This window comes from Chromobacterium indicum (assembly GCF_039708975.1).
Classification (GTDB): Bacteria; Pseudomonadota; Gammaproteobacteria; order Burkholderiales; family Chromobacteriaceae; genus Chromobacterium; species Chromobacterium piscinae.
Map to the genome: position 1 here is coordinate 81,854 of NZ_JAYFSJ010000018.1, position 20,757 is coordinate 102,610.

Consider the following 20,757-nt stretch of genomic DNA (forward strand, 5'->3'; position numbering starts at 1 on the left):
GCCTCATGAGAAGGCGCTGAACAAGGCGCGGGCGGAACTACTTTGTAACTAAATTGCCTGACAAAGTTTGCTTTTGTTAACGAATTGTTGGTGATGATGCGGTTCAGGCAATGGTTTGGCATTTTGTTGCGCCCCGCGCGCGGGTTGGCCGCCTTGTGGCGGCGCTGCCGAAGTTGGGGATTCGGCAAGCGGCCGTGGCGCAATGCCGCGGTTTTGTTGGCGGTTCTGGCTTTGGCCGGCTGGGGCGCGCACCGCTGGCTGGCGGAGGACCCGCCGCCTCCGGTGCTGACAGCCAAGGTGGAGCGCGGCGAGCTGGAGGATCTGGTGCTGGCCAGCGGCGTGATCCAGGCGTTGCGGCAGGTGGATGTTGGCGCCCAGGCCAACGGTCAGCTGAAATCGCTGAAGGTGGAGGCGGGCGACAAGGTGAAGCAGGGCGAGCTGCTGGCCGAGATCGACCCGGAGGACAGCCTGAACGATTTGCGCGCCGCCGAGGCCTCGCTGGACGCGCGCGTCGCGCAGCGCCAGGCCAAGCAGGCCGCGCTGCGACAGGCGGAGCAGGAACTGGCGCGCCAGCGCCGCATGCATGCCGAGGGCTCCACCTCGGACAAGGACCTGCTGGCGGCCGATACCAATTATCAAACCTTGAAAGCCGGATTGGCGGAGCTGCAGGCGCAGATCCGCCAGGACCAGTCGCAGCTGGACAGCCGCCGCACCAAATTGGGCTACACCCGCATCCAGGCGCCGATGGACGGCGAGGTGCTGGAGATCGTCACCCAGCAGGGCCAGACCGTGATCGCCACCCAGACGGTGCCGGTGATCCTCAAGCTGGCCGATCTGAGCAAGGTGACGGTGCGCGCCTATGTGGCCGAGGCCGACGTGATCCGCATCAAGTCCGGCCTGCCGGTGTACTTCACCGTGCTGGGCGCGCCGGACCAGCGCTACTGGGGCACGCTGCGCGCCATCCTGCCGATGCCGGAGAAAATCAACAACGCCATGTTCTACAAGGCGCTGTTCGACGTGCCGAATCCCGACGGCAAGCTGCGCGTGGACATGACCACCCAGGTCAGCATCGTGCTCTCCCGCTTGGACGGGGCGCTGAGCGTGCCGCTGTCGGCGTTGGGCGCGGCCGGCAAGGACGGGCGCTACGCGGTTAAGGTGAAGGGCAAGGACGGCAGGCTGGAAGAGCGGCAGGTGCGCGTCGGCCTGAAAACGTCCACCCGCGCCCAGGTGCTGGATGGTTTGAAGGCGGGCGAGCTGGTGGTGACCGGAGAGCAGGCCGACAAGCCCGAAGAGGGCGGCGCCGTGATGGTGAGCGCGTGAGCGGCGCCGGCCTTCAGCTGGATGGCGTCTGGCGGCGTTTTCCGTCCGGCGAGGACGAGGTGGCGGTGTTGAAGGATGTGTCGCTGAGCATCGCTCCCGGCGAGATGGTGGCCATCGTCGGCGCGTCCGGCTCCGGCAAGTCCACGCTGATGAACATCCTGGGCTGCCTGGATCAGCCGTCCGAGGGAAGCTACCGCGTGGGCGGTCGCGACGCCGGCCGCCTGGACAAGGACCAGCTGGCCGCGCTGCGGCGCGAGCATTTCGGCTTCATCTTCCAGCGCTACCACCTGCTGCCGCATTTGTCGGCCCTGGACTATGTCGCCATGCCCGCCGTTTACGCCGGCATGGCGCTGAAAGAGCGGCGCGAACGGGCGCAGGCTTTGCTGGCGCGGCTGGGGCTGGCCGGCAAGGAGCATCATAAGCCCGGCCAACTATCCGGCGGCCAGCAGCAACGGGTGTCGATCGCCCGCGCGCTGATGAACGGCGGCCGCATCATCCTGGCCGACGAGCCGACCGGCGCGCTGGACAGCCACAGCGGCGAGGAGGTGATGCGCATCCTCAAGGAACTGAACGCCGCCGGCCACACCGTCATCATCGTCACCCACGATCCGGCCATCGCCGCGCAGACCGACCGCGTGATCGAAATCCGCGACGGCGAAATCCTGCGCGACAGCGGCGCGGCGGCGCCGGCCGCAAAGATTGATGGGATGGCTCAGACCGACGGCGGCCCGTCCTTGCGCGAACGAATGGCGGAGGCTTTCAAGATGGCGATGCTGGCCATGCTGTCCAACCGCCTGCGCACCGCGCTGACCATGCTGGGGATCGTGATCGGCATCACCTCGGTGGTGTCCATCATCGCCATCGGCGAGGGCGCGCGCGACTACGTGCTCAACGACATCCGCGCGATGGGCACCCAGACCATCACCGTGTTCCGCGGCAAGGACTGGGGCGACGACAAGGCCGAAGGCATCCGCACTTTCCTGCCGGGCGATATCGCCGCGCTGGCGGAGGAGGGCTATGTCGACAGCGTGACGCCGGAAACCTCGCAGCCGCAGCGCATCCGCTACCGCAACGTCGACGTCAATGGCTCGGTCAGCGGCGTCGGCCGCGAATTCTTCCGCGTGCAGGGCATGAAGCTGGCCGAGGGCCAGGGCTTCAGCCGCGACGACATCCGCATGCAGCGGCAGGTGGTGCTGCTGGACAAGAACGCCCGCCGCAAGCTGTTCGGCGATGGCGAGGCGGTGGGCCGGGTGATCTTGGTGGGCACGGTGCCGGCGACGGTGATCGGCGTGGTGGCGCAGCGCGACCGCGGCTTTGGCGGCAATTCGCTGCAGCTGTGGATGCCGTATTCCACCACCGCCAGCCGCTTGTTCGGTCAGCAGCATTTCGACCGCTTCGTGATCCGGGTGAAGGACGGCCAGCCGACCAAGCTGGCGGAGAAAGCCATCACCACGCTGCTGACCCAGCGCCATGGCGGCAAGGATTTCTTTACCCACAATATGGAAGACGTGCTGAAAACGGTGGAGAGCACCAGCCGAGCGCTGGCCTTGTTGCTGACGCTGATCGCGGTGATTTCGCTGGTGGTGGGCGGCATCGGCGTGATGAACATCATGCTGGTCTCGGTGACCGAGCGCACCCGCGAGATCGGCATCCGCATGGCGGTGGGCGCGCGCCAGGGCGACGTGCTGCAGCAGTTTCTGACCGAGGCGGTGCTGGTTTGCCTGGTGGGCGGCGCCATCGGCGTGGCGCTGTCTTATGGCATCAGCTTTGTGTTCGCGCTGTTCGTCAGCTCGTGGAAGATGTCGCTGTCGCCGACGGCGATTTTGCTGGCGGTGGCGTGCTCGTCGCTGATAGGCGTGCTGTTCGGCTTCCTGCCGGCGCGCAGCGCCGCCAGGCTGAACCCGATAGACGCGCTGGCCAGGGAGTAGAAAATGAATCGACGCAAGACATGGCCGTGGCTGGCGCTGGCCGCCTTGCTGGCCGGCTGTCAGGCCACGCCGTATCAGCGGCAGCCTTTGCTGACGCCGGCGCAGTGGGCGCAGCTGGATGCGGCGGAGCAGGACATGAGTCGTGAGGCGTGGTGGGGCGGTTTCGCCGATCCAGCGTTGTTGCGGGTGCTGAGCCAAGCGCGCAGCCGCAATCCCGATCTGGAGATCGCGCTGCTGAAATTGCGCAAGGCGCAGCTGGAGGCGGGTCTGGCCGATGGCGACGCGCGGCCGACGCTGAGCGGTTCGCTATCGGGCAACCGCAGCCGCCCTTTGGATGGCGGCGCTTGGTCGAGCAGCCACAGCGCCGGCCTGAAAGTGGATTACGAGGTCGACCTGTGGGGACGGCTGGACGCCGCGCAGCGTTCGGCAGGAGAGGCTTTCGCCGCCAGCCGCTACGACCAGATCACCGCCGATTTGCTGTCCGACAGCGCCGCCGCGGGCCTGTATTGGGACATCGCCGCGCAGAAATCCAGGCTGGCCCTGACCGAGGCCGCGCTGGCCGACGCGCTGCGCATGCAGGCGCTGGCGCATTCCCGGCGGAGGGCGGGCGCGCTGGCCGAACAGGACGCGACCCAGGCGGACAGCGAGGCATTGGCGCAGCGCGCCAGCCTGCTGAGCCAGCGGGAAGAGCTGCGCAAGAAGGAAAACGCGCTGGCGCTGCTGCTGGACGCGCCGCCGGGCGCGCTGCTGCCGGACATCCCGCCGCTGGCCGCGCAACCGTCGTTGCCAGGCATCGCCGCCGGACTGCCGGGCGACTTGCTGCGTCGCAGGCCGGATTTGCAGGCGGCCGAGGCGCGGTTGCGGGGCAAACTGGCCGATGCGGACCAGCGCCGGGCGGACTTCTTTCCGCGTTTCAGCCTGAATGGAGACCTTAGCCGAGGCAGCGCCTCCCCGGCCGCGCAGCTGGGATTGGGCGCGACGCTGTCCCTGCCTTTTCTAGACTGGCGGCGACTGGATCTGAAACTGAAATCGAGCGAAGCCGATTACCAGCTGGCGGAGGCGGAGTTCCGCAAAACGCTGTACGGCGCCTATCGCGAGGTGGAAGAGGGACTGGACGGGCGCCGCCGCCTGGCCGCCAGCTCCGAGCTGCAAAGCGAGGCGCTGCGTTTGGCGGGGCGAAACGCCCTGCTGGCCCAGAGCCGCTACCGCGCGGGAGAGACCGATATGCAGTCTTGGCTGGAGGCCGCGCGCGGTGAGCGCCAGGCGAGGGAGAAGCTGTTGGGTTTGAATCTGGAGCGGCTGAAGAACCTGGCGTATCTGTACAAGGCCTTGGGCGGAGGCGCTTCGTCCGCTTGAGCGGCAATGGCCGGCCGCCGACCAGGCGGCCGTCAAGCCGCGCTAGTCCCGGCGCGGCACCGCGATCACGCGCGGCGCGTGGCCGGTGTGCGCCAGCAGCCGCGCCAATCCTTCCACCGGCACGCTCAGCGTGGCGGTGTTGACCAGTGGGTGGCAGAGTATCGCCTCCCGCGCCCACAGCGCTTCGTCCACCACCACTTCCACCTGCTGTTCGCGATCGTTGACCGCGGCCAGCAGCGTCACCGATCCAGGCTCCAGCCCCAGATATTTCTTCAGCCGTTCAGGTGAGGCGAAGCGCAGGCCTTTGGCTTCCAGCGTTTCGCCCAGCGTCTTGATGTCCACGCCGGCGTCGGCCGGCACCGCCACCAGGAAGTGGCGGCGGCCCTTGGCGTCGCATAAAAACAGGTTCTTGCATTCCGCACCTGGGAGATCCGGGATCAGTCGGGCGGCTTCCTCGCAGGTGTAGACCGGCGGATGCTCGAAGCGTTGGTAGGGGATGCGCTGCTCGTCCAGCAGGCGGTACAGGGCGTGTTCCATGCGGGCGTCTCCGGCGTTTTCGTTCCCTTCGAAACTATCACGGCCGGCGTCGGCGCGTCACCCCGCCAGTTTTCCGATCAAGCTTTCCAGCGCCGCCAGCGCGGCATCCGCCTGGCCATCCAGCTGAGCGCGCACGATGGCGCCGTCTGCGGCCAGGGACAGCATTTCCGCCATCTCGGCCTTGCCTGGGCCTTCCGGCAGCCGCTCGGCGATCGCTTGCCGCATCTCTGCCTTGTGCCGCCGCGCGGCGTCCGTCACCGCCGGCTCAGCCGGCATTTCTCCCGCGCCGTTGATGAAGGCGCAGCCGCGGAAGTCGTCCGAAGCGAACCACTCGCGCATGGCGTCCGCCAGCGCGGCGGGGCCGTCTCGGCGCGCGAGCGCGGCGTTGAACCAGTCCATCCAGAGACTGTGGCGTTGCTCCAGATAGGCCTGGATCAGGTCGTTCTTGCTGGGGAAGTGGCGGTAGAAGGTGACCTTGGTGACGCCGGACTCGGCGATGAGCCGGTCTATGCCGGTGGCGCGCAGACCTTCCTGATAGAACAGCCGGTGGGCGGTGGCGAGGATGCGGTCGCGGGCGGGCAGCGCGGCGATGTCGGTGGGCGAAATCGATTTCATGAAGTGATTGTAGACAGACTTGTCTACTTTGGTCTAGACTGGTTTGTATGTAGACAGATCTGTCTACTTTAATTTGAAAAGGAAACCGATATGGAAACCCGTCCTCCGCTGCCGCCGTTCACCCGTGAAACCGCGATCGAAAAAATCCGCCTGGCTGAAGATGGCTGGAACAGCCGCGATCCGGCGCGCGTGGCGCTGGCCTACAGCCTGGACACCCGTTGGCGCAACCGCGTCGATTTCCCGCGCGGCCGGGTCGAGGCGCAGGCGATGCTGGAGCGCAAGTGGAAGCGGGAGCTGGATTACCGGTTGATCAAGGAACTTTGGGCGTTTGACGGCAATCGCATTGCCGTGCGCTTCGCTTATGAGTGGCGTGACGACGCCGGCCAGTGGTATCGCAGCTACGGCAACGAGAACTGGGAGTTCGGCGCCGACGGCCTGATGACCGATAGGCACGCCAGCATCAACGACATGCCGATCAAGGAGAGCGAGCGCAAGTTCTTCTGGCCGCTGGGCCGGCGGCCGGACGATCATCCCGGTTTGAGCGAGCTGGGTTTGTAAGAGCGGCCTGCAAGCCGGACGGCCGGGCGCGGCATCTTGCGCGTTGCGACTTTCGCGCGCGGCATGGACAGGATGCGGCCTGGCTGCTTAGTATCGATGCTGTTGACATCGCGGCCTCTTCCGGAGACTTGACCATGCTTGAAACCATCCGACAGCGTTTTCTGGCGCTGCAGCCGCAGGCGGACTTCTGTTCGCTGCGCTATGTGGAGGAAGACAACGAGCGCCTGAGCGTGCGCCAGGGGCGGCAGCAGCCGCTGGTGCGGCGGCACGACCGCGGCGCGATGATCACGGTGCTCGATGGCGGCGGCTACGGCTATGCGGCTACCGCCGATTTGAGCGAAGCCGGGCTGCGCGCGGCTTTCGAGCGCGCCCGGAGCTGGGCGCGCGCCACGGCGGGACGCGGCGTGTTCGATTATCGGCAGATCCAGTTGCCCAGCCCGCAAGGCCGTTACCAGGGACCGGGATGCGATGGCGTGACGGAGTGGCCGCGCGCCGCGCTGCTGGATCTGCTGCTCAGCGAGTCGGCGGCGGCCAAAGGGGGCGACGACCGGGTGGTGGATTGGTCGGCCAGCCTGTGGCGGCAGGATATCCGCCAGCTATACCTGACCTCCTGCGGCGGCGAGACCGAGCAGCGCATGCGCGCATTGACGCCTTCGCTGGCGGTGACGGCATTCGACAAGGGACGGGTGCAAACCCGCAGCCTGGGCGGACAGTACGGCGGCCTGGGCCGCCAGGGCGGGCTGGAGCTGATCGCCGAGGCCGGCTTGCGCGGCGCGGGCCGCCGCGTCGCCGACGAAGCCTTGCAGCTGTTGGCCGCGCCCAACTGTCCGAGCGGCAAGATGGACTTGCTGCTGATGCCCGAGCAGATGATGTTGCAGATCCACGAAAGCATAGGCCACCCGCTGGAGCTGGACCGCATCCTGGGCGACGAGCGCAACTATGCCGGCACCAGCTTCGTCACGCCGGACATGTTCGGCAGCTATCGCTACGGCTCCGAGCTGCTCAACGTCACTTTCGACCCGCTGCAGCGCAATGAGCTGGCCAGCTACGGCTGGGACGACGATGGCAAGCCGGCGGAGAAGGTGTGGCTGATCCGTAACGGCGTCCTGGAGCGCCCGCTGGGCGGCGACATCTCGTCCGCCCGCGCCAGATTGAACGGTTTCGGGCTGGGCGGCGTGGCGAACAGCCGCGCATGCAACTGGAACCGCGCGCCGATAGACCGCATGGCCAATCTCAATGTCGAACCCGGCGACAAGACTTTCGCGCAACTGGTGGCCGGCATCGAGCGCGGCGTGCTGATGCAGACCAACGTCAGCTGGTCCATCGACGACTCGCGCAACAAATTCCAGTTCGGTTGCGAGTGGGGGCAACTGATCGAAAACGGCGAACTGAAGGGTGTGGTGCGCAACCCGAACTACCGCGGCGTTTCCGCCAGCTTCTGGCGCTCGCTGAAGGCGGTGGGCGATGCCGGCACCTTTACGGTGATGGGCACGCCGTATTGCGGCAAGGGCGAACCCAATCAGGTGGTGCGGGTGGGGCATGCCTCGCCGGCCTGCGTGTTCGGCGAGGTGGACGTTTTCGGAGGGGCGGCATGATGCGCGCGCATTTGCAAAGACTGGCGGCGGCGCTGAACGACGTGCTGCGCGAGGAAGAGGGATTCACGTTGTGGCTGGAGGCGGAGCGCACCGATTTCGTCCGTTTCAACCATGGCAAGGTGCGCCAGGCCGGCGGAGTGGAGCAGGCCTATCTGGATCTGAGGCTGATCCGCGGCAAGCGCCAGGCCACGCAACAGCTTTCGCTGTGCGGTGGCGATGACGACCTGGCCTTGCTGGAGGCCTCGCTGCCGGCATTGCGCGAGGCGCTGGAACAGGTGGAGGACGATCCCTTCCTGCTGTTGAGCGAGCAGCCGAACAGCACCGAAAGAATCGCCTCCGGCGCGTTGCCATCGGCGGAGACGATGGCCGCCGACATTCTCGCCGCCGCGGAAGGGCTGGATCTGGTGGGCATCCTGGCCTGCGGCGAGATGAGCTTCGGCTTCGCCAACCATCTGGGCCAGTTCAACTGGCAGCAGGGCGAAAGCTGGAATTTCGACTGGAGCCTGTATTCGCATGGCGACAAGGCGGTGAAGCGCAGCCAGGCCGGCAGCGTCTGGGATGCCGGCGCGATCCGGCGCGGCATCGCCGAGGCCGCCGAGCAGCTGGCCTTGCTGAAGCTGCCGCTGAAAACGCTGGAGCCGGGCGAATACCGCGCTTACTTCACGCCCACCGCTTTGGGCAGCCTGCTGTCCATGCTGAACTGGGGCGGCTTGTCGGAAAAAGAGGCGAGGGCCAAGCGCAGCCCCTTGCTGAAGCTGGTCGACGGCGAGGCCAAGCTGTCGCCGCGGGTCAGTCTGGCTGAGGCGGCCGGGGAAGGGCTGTCGCCGCTGTTTCAGGCCGAAGGATTCATCCGGCCGGAGCGGGTGGATCTGATCGCCGGTGGAGCGCACCAGAACAGCCTGATCGGCCCGCGCAGCGCGCGGGAGTTCGGTCTCGAGCCGAATGCCGGAGCCGACGAGTACGCGGAGTCGATGCAGCTGGCACCGGGCGAACTGCCGCGCGATGAAGCCTTGAAGGCGTTGGGCACCGGCGTCTATCTGTCCAATCTGTGGTACCTGAACTTCTCCGACCGTGCCGCCTGCCGCGTCACCGGCATGACGCGCTTCGCCTGCTTCTGGGTGGAGAATGGAAAAATAGCCTCCCCCCTGGGCGTGATGCGCTTCGACGACAGTCTGTACAGCCTGCTGGGAGAGCAGCTGGAGGCCTTGACCGCGGAGCGCGAGCTGCTGGTGGACGCGGGCAGTTATGGCGGCCGCGCGACCCAGAGCAAGCTGTTGCCTGGCGCGCTGGTCAAGTCATTGCGCTTCAGCTTGTAAGAGCGGTTGCCGGGGCGAGGCGGAGGACTGTTTTGTCCTGGCGGTTTTTTGGGCTGCAATGTATGCGGTTTTTACATGGTTAATGTGTTTGGCATGGCGCCGCGTCGATGCAATATGCTCAATGCCCGCTATGTTTAGCCAGGGAAAACTACAAGAGCGCATGCGCGGATGGCATGCTTTCTCTTCATCGAGCATGGTGTAGAATGATCCCATCGCGAACCACCAGACATGGCCGGAAAAACGCTGAGCGCCGGCGCGGCATGTCGATGTGGCATCTATATTTCCAGCCTTCGCCGGATGGCGGATGTTGTATCCGGCGGCGCGGCCAAACGTGGGCCGCGCCGCGACACCGAATCAAGGAATGCGTTGTGACTGATATCGCCAAGCTCGAACCGACCGCCGTCTGGGAACACTTCCAAACCCTGTGCGACATTCCCCGCCCGTCCAAGCACGAGGAGCAGGTGCGCGACTACATGAAAGGCTGGGCGGAGCTGCGCGGCCTGGAAACCGTGGTCGACAAGGTCGGCAACCTGATCATCCGCAAGCCGGCCACGCCGGGCTATGAAGACCGCGCCGGCGTGGTGCTGCAGGGCCACCTGGACATGGTGTGCCAGGCCAATAGCGGCACCGAGCACGACTTTTTCAAGGACCCGATCCGCCCGGTGCTGAAGGACGGTTGGCTGATCGCCGAAAACACCACGCTGGGCGCCGACAACGGCATCGGCGTGGCGCTGGGCATGGCGGTGCTGTCGGGCGACGACGTCGCCCACGGCCCGGTGGAAGTGCTGCTTACGCTGGACGAAGAGGCCGGCATGGGCGGCGCGCTGGGCCTGGAAACCGGCCTGTTGCAGGGTCAATACCTGATCAATATCGATACCGAAGAGTGGGGCGAGTTCTACATGGGCTGCGCCGGCGGCGTCGATGTCAACGTCACCCGCGAATACGCGGTCGAGCCGGTTCCGGCCGGCTACCAAGTAGCCAGCCTGACCATCAAGGGATTGAAGGGCGGCCACTCCGGCGCCGACATCCACCTGGGCCGCGGCAACGCCAACAAGATCCTGATCCGCCTGGTCCGCGAGTTGGAAGCCGAAACCGAGCTGCGCCTGGCCTCGCTGCAAGGCGGTACCGCCCGCAACGCGCTGTCGCGCGAGGCCTTCGCCGTGGTGGCGTATCCCGCTGCCGACGCCGCCAAGGTGGCGGCCAAGCTGGACGCGTTCCAGGCGCTGATGCGCTTCGAGCTGGCCGGCGTCGACGAAGGCGTGGCTGTGCTGTCCGAAGCGGCTTCCGCCGTCGGCGTGCTGGCGGTCGCCGATCAGGATGCCATCCTGTCCGCGCTGCATGCGGCGCCGCACGGCGTCAAACGTATGAGCCAGCGCGTCGAGGGCGTGGTGGAAACCTCGAACAACCTGGGTGTGGTGCACGTGGTCGACGGCAAGGTGTTCGCCAACCTGATGGTGCGCTCCCTGCTGGACTCCGGTACCTGGATGCTGGCGCGCGAAGTGGAAAGCTTGTTCAAGCTGGCGGGGTTCAAGGTGGAGATGGAGGGCGGCTATCCGGGCTGGGCGCCGAATCCGGGCTCCAAGCTGCTGGCGCTGTTCAAGGACGTTTACCGCAAGGAGTTCGGCGGCGAGGCCGAAGTGCAGGTGATCCACGCCGGCCTGGAGTGCGGCATCCTGGGCTCCAAGTACCCGAATCTGGACATGGTGTCCTTCGGCCCGAACATCCGCGGCGCGCATGCGCCGGGCGAACGGGTGGAAGTGGAATCGGTCGGCAAGGCCTGGCAGCTGCTGCAGGCGGCGCTGAAGGCGATTCCTGCGCGTTGAGCGGTTTTTCTCGCAATGGAAAAACGGTCTGGCCTTGCCAGGCCGTTTTTTATATCGGCCGCCGGCTGATCATGGCATGCTGCGGGTTTGTCAAAATGCTGGAGAAATCCGTGAAAAAAGAACAATTGAGCATCCATCTGCGCATCCAATACTTGTGCAAGGCCGCGCTGGCCTTGTCGATCGGCGTGTTTGGCCTGTTGGTGGCGAGTGGAAACATCATCGATTACGACTCCAACTGGCAATTCGTCCGCCGCGTGCTGGCGATGGACGCCTTGGAGCCGTGGTTCAACGGCGCGGCTTTGGAGGGCCGGGCGGTGCGAGACCCGTTCGGACAGCAGCTGGCTTATTTCGCCATCATCGCCGGCGAAATGATCTGCGGACTGCTATGCGCGGCGGGCGGTATCGGCATGCTGAGGGCTGCGGCGGGGCGCGATGGCCTGGCTTGGGGCAAGAGCCTGTTCACGCTGGGCGCGCTGGTGGCTGTGCTGGTCTGGTATTTCGGCTTCGCGGTGGTGGGCGGCGAGTATTTCGCGATGTGGGCCAGCAAGTGGAATGGCCAGATGAAGGCCTATGCCTTCGTCGGCTTCATTCTGCTCAGCCTGGTCTACATCCGTCAGCGGGAAGAGGCCTGATCGCCGGCGCTTCGCGGCCCTTGGCCGGCGAAATGGCGGCCGAAGCCTATGATCACCAGCGCGCTGGTGAAGATGATCTGCAGATCGGCCAGCAGCCGCACCGGCCAGTAGGTGGGGTACATGTCGCCGTAGCCCACGGTGGCCGCGGTAGCGATGGAAAGGTGGAAACAGTCCAGAAACAGCAGGGCGGCCTTGCCGTAGAAGCCGGGCAGCGGGCCGCCCTGGCGGTCGTATAGCGGCGTCATGCCGTGGAAGGCGCTGCCACCGCTCAGCAGCAACGCAAACAGGTAGTAGACGACAGCGAATTGCAGCACGAGGCCGATATAGAGGCCGATCAAGTCGCCCAGCTGGCGCTGGCGCGGCCGCCGCAGGATGTGGCGGCCGGTGCGCCACAGCGGCCAGAAGAACACCGCCCAAGCCAGCCATTGCTCGCCCTGGCGCGGCAGCATGGCATGCAGATCCGCGCCGCGCCACAGCAGCGTGAACAGCGCGGCGCAAACCAGCGACAGCGCTGTTTCCGCGTGCAGTTGCAGCCGGGTCTCCAGGCTGGGCAGCGGCAGCGAGGCCATCAGCCGGCCAGGCGCTCGCGGATGCTCTTCTCGATGCCGGCGGCGTCCAGGCCGCACAGCGACAGCAGCAGCGCCGGATCGCCGTGCTCGACGTAGTCGTCCGGCAGGCCCAGCTGCAACACGGGAGTGGCCAGGCGCATGGCTTGCAGCGCCTCCACGCAGGCGGAGCCGGCGCCGCCCATCACCACGTTTTCCTCGACGGTGACGATCAACTCATGGCTTTCGGCCAGCTGGCGCACCAGCTCGGCATCCAGCGGCTTGACGAAGCGCATGTCGGCGATGGTGGCGTCCAGCGATTCCGCGGCGGCGAGGGCGGGGCTCACCATGCTGCCGAAGGCCAGGATCGCGATTTTCTTGCCTTGGCGGCGGACCACGCCTTTGCCGATGGGCAGGGCTTCCATCTGCTGCTGGATTTCCACGCCGGGGCCGGTGCCGCGCGGGTAGCGGACGGCGGAGGGGGTGTCGAGCTGGAAGGCGGTGTACAGCAGCTGGCGGCATTCGTTCTCGTCCGACGGCGCGATCACCGTCATATTGGGAATGCAGCGCAGGAAGCTGAGGTCGAAGGCGCCGGCGTGGGTCGGGCCGTCGGCGCCGACCAGGCCGGCGCGGTCCAGCGCGAACATCACCGGCAGGTTCTGCAGCGCCACGTCGTGGATCAGCTGGTCATAGCCGCGCTGCAGGAAGGTGGAATAGATCGCCACCACAGGCTTGAGGCCGTCGCAGGCCATGCCGCCGGCGAAGGTGACCGCATGCTGTTCGGCGATCGCCACGTCGTAGTAGCGGTCCGGGTGTTCCTTCTCGAAACGAACCATGCCGGAGCCTTCGCGCATCGCCGGCGTGATGCCGACCAGGCGCTTGTCCAGCTTGGCCATGTCGCACAGCCAGTCGCCGAACACCTGGGTGTATTGCGGTTTGCCGCCGCCGCTCTTGCCGCCGGCGAGGCCGTTGGCCGGATCGAACTTGGTGACGCCGTGGTATTTGACCGGATCGTTCTCGGCCAGCTTGTAGCCCTGGCCCTTCTTGGTGACGATGTGCAGGAACTGCGGGCCCTTCAGGCTGCGGATGTTCTTCAGCGTGTCCACCAGCACGTCCACATCGTGGCCGTCGATCGGGCCGATGTAGTTGAAGCCGAATTCCTCGAACAGCGTGCCCGGCGTGAAGAAGCCCTTGACGTGCTCCTCCACCTTGCTGGCGATCTCTTTCAGCGGCGGGGCGATGCCCAGCACCTTGCTGGAGCCCTCGCGCATCGCGGCATAGAAGCGGCCGGACATCAGCTTGGCCAGGTAGTTGTTCAGCGCGCCGACGTTGGGCGAGATCGACATGTCGTTGTCGTTCAGGACCACCAGCAGGTCGGTGTCCATCGCGCCGGCGTTGTTCAGCGCCTCGAAGGCCTGGCCGGCGGTCATCGCGCCGTCGCCGATGATGGCCACGCTCTTGCGGTCTATGCCCAGCGTCTTGGCCGCCACCGCCATGCCCAGCGCCGCGCCGATCGAGGTGGACGAGTGGCCGACGCCGAAGGTGTCGTACTCGGATTCCTCGCGCTTGGGGAAGCCGGCCAGGCCGCCATGCTGGCGCATGGTATGCATGCGCTCGCGGCGGCCGGTCAGGATCTTGTGCGGGTAGGTCTGGTGGCCGACGTCCCACACCAGGCGGTCGTTCGGGGTGTCGAAGACGTAGTGCAGGGCGATGGTCAGCTCGATGCTGCCCAGATTGGACGCGAAGTGGCCGCCGGTCTTGCTGACCGACTCCACCAGGAATTCGCGCAATTCGCCCGCCAGCTGCGGCAGCTGGGCTCGGGTCAGCTGCCGCAGGTCGGCGGGGCTGTTTATGTTTTCAAGCAGCGGATACATTGTTGTGATTCTGCAGTGAGGTGGCTCGCCGGGCGGTGGTCCGTCCTGATGGTTTCTCCACGAGCGGTTCAAAACGAGCGGGCGACGATGTAGTCGGCCAGTTGTTTCAGGCGATCAGCCTGCGGGCCGAAACCCTGCAGCGCGGCGAAAGCCTGGTCGTGCAAATCCTTCGCCATCCGCTTGGCCTCGGCAAGGCCCAGCAGGCTGACATAGGTGGGCTTGTCGTTGGCGGCGTCCTTGCCCGCGGTCTTGCCCAGCGTGGCAGTGTCCGCCTCGCAGTCCAGGATGTCGTCCACCACCTGGAAGGCCAGGCCGATGCGCTTGGCGAAGGCGTCCAGCGCCTCTTTCTCCGCGCCGGACAGCTCGCGGCCCGCCATCGATCCCGCCAGCACCGAAGCGCGGATCAGCGCGCCGGTTTTCAGCATGTGCATGAATTCCAGTTCAGGCAGCGTCAGCGGCAGGCCGACGCTGGCCAGGTCTATCGCCTGGCCGCCGGCCATGCCGGCATGGCCGGCGGCGTGGGCCAGCGTGTGGACCATTTCCAGCTGGCTGGCGGGGGCGATGCCGGGCATGGGCTGGGAGAGCAGCTCGAAGGCACGGGTTTGCAGCGCGTCGCCGACCAAGAGCGCGGTGGCGTCGTCATAGGCGATGTGACAGGTGGGCTTGCCGCGGCGCAGCACGTCGTTGTCCATGCAGGGCATGTCGTCGTGCACCAGCGAGTAGGCGTGGACCATTTCCAGCGCCGCGCCGATGCGGGCCAGATTGTCGCGTTCCGCGCCGACCAGCTCGCCGGCGGCGAACACCAGCAGCGGACGCACGCGCTTGCCGCCTTCCAGCGTCGCGTAGCGCATCGCCTCATGCAGGCGCTGCGGCGCGCAGCCGGCGGCCGGCAGCAGCTTTTCCAGCGCCTGCTCCATGTATTGCTGGATGGAGGTCATCCAGCCGATGAAGGTTTCATTGGCCATTGGGCAGATCCAGCGCCTTCAGTTCGTTGTTTTCCAGGATTTTCAGCTGCTGTTCCGCGTCGGCGAGCTTGCCCTGGCAGAACTTGATCAATTCGGTGCCTTGCTTGTAGGAAGCAAGGGCTGTTTCCAGCGGCATGTCGCCGCTGTCCATCGCCTGGATGATGTCCTCCAGCTGGCCCAGCGCGGTTTCGAAGCTGGCCGGCGCTTTTGCGGCTTTTGCCATGGCGGAGTTCCTCGTGCGTGTCAGGCCGACATTCTAGTCCAATTCCGATGAAAAACGACAGTGCTCCGGCCCGATGTGCGTCAGATGGGGCGGTTTCGGCGCGGCGGCGAATGGTGTAGGGTGGCGGCTCCCTTTCTTTTCCGAGGCCTGACATGTCCGAATCCGCCCGCACCATCCTGATCACCGGCTGCTCCAGCGGCATCGGCTATCACACAGCCAAGTGGTTTCGCGAGAAAGGCTGGCGAGTGTTCGCCAGCTGCCGCAAACAGGAAGATGTGGAGCGGCTGCGCGCGGAAGGCTTCGAAAGCCTGCGGCTGGACGTGGACGACGCCGGCTCGATCCGCTCGGCGCTGGACGAGGTATTGGCGCGGACCGGCGGCACGCTCGACGCCTTGTTCAACAACGCGGGCTTCGGCCAGCCAGGCGCGGTGGAGGACATTTCGCGCCAGGCGATGCGCGAGCAGTTCGAGACCAATCTGTTTGGCCCGTGGGAGCTGACCAACGCGGCGATGGCGGTGATGCGCGCGCAGGGCCATGGCCGCATCGTCTACAACAGCTCCATTCTCGGCTTCGCCGCGATGCGCTGGCGCGGCGCCTACAACGCCAGCAAATTCGCGATGGAGGGCCTGTGCGACACTTTGCGCCATGAACTGCACGGCACGGATATCCATGTCTCGCTGGTAGAGCCGGGGCCGATTGAGAGCCGCTTCCGCCCCAACGCGCTGGCGCGTTTTTTGAAAAACGTTGACATCGACGGCAGCGTGCATCGCGACAATTATCAGCAGCAGCTGGAAAGGCTGAAAAAAGAAGGCCACGCCGCGCCGTTCACGCTGCCGGCCAGCGCGGTGGCCGAGGCCGTGTGGCACGCCGCGACCAGCCGCCGGCCACGCGCCCGCTACCGGGTGACCTTTCCCACCAAACTGTTCTGGTTCCTGCGGCGTTTCCTGCCCCAGCGCTGGTACGACGGCGCTTGCCGCGGCGCGACATGAGGCATCCAAGTCCTTAATTGAATTTTCCTGATGCCATCTTGATATTTTTTTGTTGATCCGCGTAGCGAATTGGCTTTACATTCATTCGCGCTTGTCATGGCTGCGGCAGTTGGCGATGGCGGGCGCAAAGAATAAAGCGGGCCGGGAAGGCCCCGCGCTACGAAGGAGAACAATTCAAGATGACGCACCTGAAATGGCTGCCCATGCTGATGCTGGGCGGTTCGCTCGCGCTGTCCGCTCATGCAGCCGACCCGAACAAAGTGCTCAGGATATCGTTTCCGGTGCCGGAAACCGGTTTCGATCCCGGCAAGGTCAATGATGTGTATTCGATCGGCGTGATCGAAAACATTTTCGAGCCGCTGCTGAAATACGATTACCTGGCCCGGCCGCTGAAAATGAAGCCCAACACCGCGGCGGCGATGCCGGAGGTTTCGGCCGACGGCCGCGTGTACACGATACGAATCCAGCCCGGCATCTATTTCGCCGATGACCCGGTGTTCAAGGGCAAGAAGCGGGAGCTGACCGCCGAGGACTACGCTTACTCCTTCAAACGCTTCGCCGATCCCGTCGTCAATTCGCCGGTCTCCAATATGATGACCGACTGGGTGCTGGGCCTGGCGGAAGCCGGCAAGCGGGCGAGTAAGACAGGCAAGTTCGATTACGCGTCGCCGATCCCCGGCATCCAGGTGTTGGATCGCTACACCTTGCGGCTGACGCTGACCAAGACCAACTTCATCTTCCTGTACACGCTGGCGGCCAAGCAATTCGGCGCGGTGGCGCGCGAGGCGATTGAGGCCTACAGCAAGGACACGATGTCCCACCCGGTCGGCACAGGCCCCTTCATGCTGAGCGAATGGAAGCAGGGCAGCAAGATCGTGCTGTTGGCGAATCCGGGTTATCGCAAGGTGGCGTTCGATGGCGAGCCGGGCAGCGACCCGCGTGACCAGGAGATCGCCAGGGAAATGGCCGGCAAGACCCTGCCCGTGGTCGGCCGGGTGGAGATCCGCGTGATCGAGGAGGATCAGCCGCGCTGGCTGTCTTTCCTGAACAAGCAGCTGGATGTGGTCGCGGTGCCCAAGGCCGCGATGAAGACGGCGCTGCACGTGACCGACAATGATCCTTTCCAGACCACGTTGAACCCTGTGCTGGCGAAGCGGGGCATCAAGCTGTCCCATGTGCTGAACCTGGACGTGACCTACGCCTATTTCAACATGTTGGATCCGGTCGTCGGCGGATACGGCAAGGACAAGATCGCGCTGCGCCGCGCGATCGCGCTGGCTTATCCGCTGAAGCAGGAAGTGGTGCCGCTGCTCTATGGCAATCAGGCGGTGCCGATGCAGGGCGCAGTGTCGACCGGGATGGCGGGTTCCAGCCCGGGCTTCCGGGGCGAAGTCAAGTACGACCCGGCGCTGGGCAACGCTCTGCTTGACCAGTTCGGCTACAAGATAGGGCCGGACGGCTACCGCACGCTGCCCAATGGCAAGCCGCTGCAGATCACCCAGGCAACCCAGGCCTCGGCTTTGGACAAGCAGTTCAACCAGATCTGGCAGAAGACATTCGACAGCCTCAAGATCCGGGTGAATTTCAAGGTGGCCAAGTGGAACGAGAACCTGAAGAGCGCTTATGGCCACAAGCTGCAGATGTGGAGCCTGGGCGGGTCGGCTTCGATGCCGGACGGCGACGACACCATGGTGGAGCTGTGGACCGACAGCATCGCCAGCGGCAGCAATCTGTCCGCCTTCAGCCGGCCCAAGTTTGACCAGCTTTTCGAAGCCTCGCGCTTGCTGCCCAACGGGCCGGAACGCGAAGCCAAGTTCGAGCAGATGAACCGGGTGGTGGCGGCATACCAGCCTTATGTCTTGGGGGTTACCCGCTTCACCAATTCGTTGTCGCAAGGTTACGTGCTCGGCTACAAGCCCCACCCGATTTACACAGTCGGCGGCTTCTGGCGCTACGTCGACGTCAACCGGCGCTGAGTCCATCTCGTTCGACTCCGCCGGATGGCCGGACGGAGCAAGGAAAAAACATGTTCGCATTCATCATTCGCCGGCTCTGGCAGATGATCCCCACCATGCTGGGCGTCATGCTGCTGGTGTTCGTGCTGTTCAACTGGGTGGGCGGCGACCCCACCTTCATTCTGGAAGGCAAGCGCCTGACGCCGGAGATGCTGGCCAATATCCGCGTGCAGCTGGGCCTGGACAAGAGCCTGCCGGAGCAATTCCTGCTGTTCGTCAAACAGGTGTTCACTTACGACTTCGGCAACTCCTGGGCCACGCAGCAGTCGGTAGCAGGCACGTTGGCCAACCGCGTCGGCCCATCGCTCACACTGGCGGGCAGCCTGCTGGTGCTTGAACTGCTGACCGCGCTGCCCATCGCCGTCGCCGTCGCCTATTTCCGCGGCACGCTGACCGACCGCCTGGTCACCATGATCTGCACGGTGGCGATGTCGGTGAGTTCGCTGGTCTACATCATCGTCGGCCAATACCAGCTTGCCTTCGTGATGGATTGGTTCCCCGTGATGGGGTGGGACGACAGCAGCCTGGCCACCAATCTGCTGGTCTACCTGCCGTTGCCGCTTATCCTGGGCATTCTGGTGGCGCTGGCGCCCAGCGTGCGCTTCTACCGCAGCTTCGTGGTGGAAGAGCTGAACCACGACTACGTCCGCACCGCGCGCGCCAAAGGCCTGCCCGAGTCGCGCGTGCTGTTCAAGCACGTGCTGCGCAACGCGCTGATCCCGGTCGTCACCAACATCACCATGTCGCTGCCTTTCCTGATGCTGGGCTCGATGCTGCTGGAACGTTTCTTCGGCATCCCCGGCATGGGCAATGAGCTGCTGAACGCTGTCGACAAGAGCGACTTCCCGGTGATCAAGGCGATCACCATCACCATCGCCGCCGCGGCCATGGTGTTCAACCTGCTGGCGGACGTCCTGTACAAGTGGATCGATCCGCGTGTCCAGCTGAAGTAAGGGGAGAGAGACGATGACGACATTGCAGAATACCGCCGGCGCCGCGCCGGCCGCCGTCCCGTCCCGCAGCCTGTGGGCGCTGGGTTGGCAACGTTTGAAACGCGACCGCATCGGCTTCGCGTGCCTGTGGATCGTGAGCGGCTTCATGCTGCTGGCCTTGTGCAGCTGGGTGGGCCTGATCGGACGCGGCTGGAGCGCCGAAGTGGCGGTGTCCTATGCGCCGCCTACTTTCCTGTATCAGCAGGCGCATGATGCTGCCCAGGCCTCTGGCGCGAAAAAAGCCGAGACGGTCACAGGCACGGGCCTGCGCCCTGAGGAAGACCCGATCTGGACGGAAACCCAGGCGGCGATGAAGAACCGCGACAAGTACGTGGTGCCGGAGGTGAAGAAGGCGGAGTCGCTGACGTTCGGCGCGGACATCCGCGGCCGCGACATCCTGGACAAGGTGGTCAAGGGCACGTCCACTTCGCTGTTCGTCGGCTTCTTCGGCGCCTTGCTGTCGGTGGTGATCGGCGCGTCGCTTGGCGCTTGCGCCGGTTTCCTCGGCCGCAAGATCGATGATTTCCTGATGTGGTTCTACAACGTGTTCACCGCGATGCCGGACATGCTGCTGTTGCTGGCTTTTGCCGCGGTGGCCGGCCGCGGCCTGGGCACCGTGATCCTGGTGCTGTCGCTGACCAGTTGGCCGGGCACTTTCCGTTTGGTGCGCGCCGAGTTCATCAAGCTGCGTTCGCGCGAGTTCGTGCAGGCGGCGGATGCCATTGGCGCCAGCAGCGCGCGGCGGATGTTCGTCCACATCCTGCCCAATGTCTCCCATTTGCTGCTGGTGCAGTTTTCCTTGCTGATGGTGGGCCTGATCAAGTACGAGGTGATCCTGTCCTTCCTCGGCTTCGGCGTCGACGTGCGCCAGGTGAGCTGGGGCTCGATGCTGTCCGAAGTGCCGGAAGAGCTGATGCAGGGCTACTGGTGGCAGCTGGCGATGGTGGTGGTGTTCATGTCGCTGCTGGTGACCGCTTTCAGCATGCTGACCGATTCCCTGCGCGACGCGCTGGACCCGAAGGTAAAGTGAGGATCACACCATGAGCAACAACAAGACTTTGCTGTCGGTCCGCAATCTGCGGGTGAGTTTCCGCCAGGAGGACGGCGGGCGCTTCGAGGCGCTGAAGGGCGTGAGCTTCGACATTCCGGCGCACCGGACGGTGGCGCTGGTGGGGGAATCGGGTTCCGGCAAATCGGTGACGTCGATGGCCATCATGCAGCTGCTGCCGCCGCAATCGAGCGAGATCGATCCGGCGTCGGAGCTGCGCTTCGACGGGCGCGACCTGCTGAAGCTGAGCGCGGCCGAACTGCGCCGGCTGCGCGGCAAGGACGTGGCGATGATCTTCCAGGAGCCGATGAGTTCGCTGAACCCGGTGTTCACGGTGGGCGAGCAGATCGTCGAGACGCTGACGCTGCACGCCGGGCTGGGGCGCGGCGCGGCGTGGAAGCGGGCGGTGGAGCTGCTGCGCGAAGT

Annotated in this window: 19 protein-coding genes; 13 read left to right on the top strand and 6 right to left on the bottom strand. The window is 65.4% G+C overall.

Annotation, left to right across the window (positions count from 1 at the left end):
* Window positions 1-216 precede the first annotated feature (216 nt).
* From macA to VA599_RS20755, 3 genes are read left to right on the top strand one after another with little or no spacing between them, the layout of a single operon-like run.
* A complete protein-coding gene (gene macA, locus VA599_RS20745) occupies window positions 217-1,320 on the top strand; it encodes a macrolide transporter subunit MacA (protein ID WP_346790399.1) in 1,104 nt (367 codons plus the stop codon).
* Window positions 1,317-3,248 carry a MacB family efflux pump subunit gene (locus VA599_RS20750; protein WP_346790401.1) on the top strand — a complete coding sequence of 644 codons (1,932 nt, stop codon included), beginning with the start codon at window positions 1,317-1,319 and terminating at the stop codon, window positions 3,246-3,248. The genes macA and VA599_RS20750 overlap by 4 nt, the downstream gene beginning before the upstream one ends.
* A gap of 3 nt (window positions 3,249-3,251) precedes the next feature.
* Complete coding sequence (locus VA599_RS20755) at window positions 3,252-4,604, top strand: efflux transporter outer membrane subunit (protein ID WP_346790402.1); 1,353 nt, start codon at window positions 3,252-3,254, stop codon at window positions 4,602-4,604.
* Window positions 4,605-4,646: 42 nt separating this feature from the next.
* Here the strand turns inward: VA599_RS20755 and VA599_RS20760 are convergent, their stop codons facing one another.
* Both VA599_RS20760 and VA599_RS20765 read right to left on the bottom strand, forming a co-directional pair.
* A complete protein-coding gene (locus VA599_RS20760; protein ID WP_021476059.1) occupies window positions 4,647-5,141 on the bottom strand; it encodes a prolyl-tRNA synthetase associated domain-containing protein in 495 nt (164 codons plus the stop codon).
* Window positions 5,142-5,198: 57 nt separating this feature from the next.
* Window positions 5,199-5,756: a TetR/AcrR family transcriptional regulator gene (locus VA599_RS20765; protein WP_346790404.1), complete on the bottom strand. Its 558-nt coding sequence runs from the start codon at window positions 5,754-5,756 to the stop codon at window positions 5,199-5,201.
* A gap of 90 nt (window positions 5,757-5,846) precedes the next feature.
* Between VA599_RS20765 and VA599_RS20770 the strand changes: the two genes are divergently transcribed.
* The 5 genes from VA599_RS20770 (at window position 5,847) to VA599_RS20790 (ending at window position 11,680) form a co-directional block, all read left to right on the top strand.
* Complete coding sequence (locus tag VA599_RS20770; RefSeq protein WP_021476061.1) at window positions 5,847-6,314, top strand: nuclear transport factor 2 family protein; 468 nt, start codon at window positions 5,847-5,849, stop codon at window positions 6,312-6,314.
* 134 nt (window positions 6,315-6,448) lie between these two features.
* On the top strand, window positions 6,449-7,909 hold the full coding sequence (locus tag VA599_RS20775; RefSeq protein WP_346790406.1) for a TldD/PmbA family protein: 1,461 nt from the start codon (window positions 6,449-6,451) through the stop codon (window positions 7,907-7,909).
* Window positions 7,906-9,225 (top strand): TldD/PmbA family protein, encoded by a 1,320-nt coding sequence (locus VA599_RS20780; RefSeq protein ID WP_346790407.1) that lies wholly within the window; start codon window positions 7,906-7,908, stop codon window positions 9,223-9,225. The genes VA599_RS20775 and VA599_RS20780 overlap by 4 nt, the downstream gene beginning before the upstream one ends.
* Window positions 9,226-9,593: 368 nt before the next feature.
* Window positions 9,594-11,048: an aminoacyl-histidine dipeptidase gene (locus tag VA599_RS20785; protein WP_021476064.1), complete on the top strand. Its 1,455-nt coding sequence runs from the start codon at window positions 9,594-9,596 to the stop codon at window positions 11,046-11,048.
* Window positions 11,049-11,158: 110 nt separating this feature from the next.
* Window positions 11,159-11,680 carry a DUF2165 family protein gene (locus VA599_RS20790; RefSeq protein WP_234004406.1) on the top strand — a complete coding sequence of 174 codons (522 nt, stop codon included), beginning with the start codon at window positions 11,159-11,161 and terminating at the stop codon, window positions 11,678-11,680.
* On the opposite strand, the gene VA599_RS20795 is transcribed toward VA599_RS20790, so the two are convergent.
* From VA599_RS20795 to VA599_RS20810, 4 genes are all read right to left on the bottom strand, one after another.
* Entirely contained in the window at window positions 11,662-12,249 is a 588-nt protein-coding gene (locus VA599_RS20795) for an ion channel (RefSeq protein ID WP_021476066.1), read from the bottom strand. The two genes, VA599_RS20790 and VA599_RS20795, sit on opposite strands and share 19 nt — an antisense overlap.
* On the bottom strand, window positions 12,249-14,099 hold the full coding sequence (gene dxs, locus VA599_RS20800) for a 1-deoxy-D-xylulose-5-phosphate synthase (protein ID WP_021476067.1): 1,851 nt from the start codon (window positions 14,097-14,099) through the stop codon (window positions 12,249-12,251). The genes VA599_RS20795 and dxs overlap by 1 nt, the downstream gene beginning before the upstream one ends.
* A 68-nt stretch (window positions 14,100-14,167) precedes the next feature.
* Entirely contained in the window at window positions 14,168-15,064 is an 897-nt protein-coding gene (locus VA599_RS20805; RefSeq protein WP_021476068.1) for a polyprenyl synthetase family protein, read from the bottom strand.
* Window positions 15,054-15,287, bottom strand: a complete 234-nt coding sequence (locus VA599_RS20810; protein WP_021476069.1) for an exodeoxyribonuclease VII small subunit — start codon at window positions 15,285-15,287, stop codon at window positions 15,054-15,056. Before VA599_RS20810 ends, VA599_RS20805 begins: the two co-directional genes overlap by 11 nt.
* A 152-nt stretch (window positions 15,288-15,439) precedes the next feature.
* Between VA599_RS20810 and VA599_RS20815 the strand changes: the two genes are divergently transcribed.
* The 5 genes from VA599_RS20815 to VA599_RS20835 form a co-directional block, all read left to right on the top strand.
* The gene (locus VA599_RS20815; RefSeq protein ID WP_021476070.1) at window positions 15,440-16,276 is read left to right on the top strand and encodes an SDR family oxidoreductase; all 837 of its coding nucleotides are present in this window, start codon (window positions 15,440-15,442) and stop codon (window positions 16,274-16,276) included.
* Window positions 16,277-16,455: 179 nt separating this feature from the next.
* The gene (locus tag VA599_RS20820) at window positions 16,456-18,252 is read left to right on the top strand and encodes an ABC transporter substrate-binding protein (protein WP_021476071.1); all 1,797 of its coding nucleotides are present in this window, start codon (window positions 16,456-16,458) and stop codon (window positions 18,250-18,252) included.
* Window positions 18,253-18,302: 50 nt separating this feature from the next.
* Window positions 18,303-19,244, top strand: a complete 942-nt coding sequence (locus VA599_RS20825) for an ABC transporter permease (protein WP_346790410.1) — start codon at window positions 18,303-18,305, stop codon at window positions 19,242-19,244.
* 13 nt (window positions 19,245-19,257) lie between these two features.
* Complete coding sequence (locus VA599_RS20830; RefSeq protein WP_346790412.1) at window positions 19,258-20,313, top strand: ABC transporter permease; 1,056 nt, start codon at window positions 19,258-19,260, stop codon at window positions 20,311-20,313.
* A 10-nt stretch (window positions 20,314-20,323) separates the two neighbouring features.
* Window positions 20,324-20,757 (top strand): ATP-binding cassette domain-containing protein (locus tag VA599_RS20835; RefSeq protein WP_346790414.1); only part of this gene is annotated, 434 nt, incomplete at its 3' end.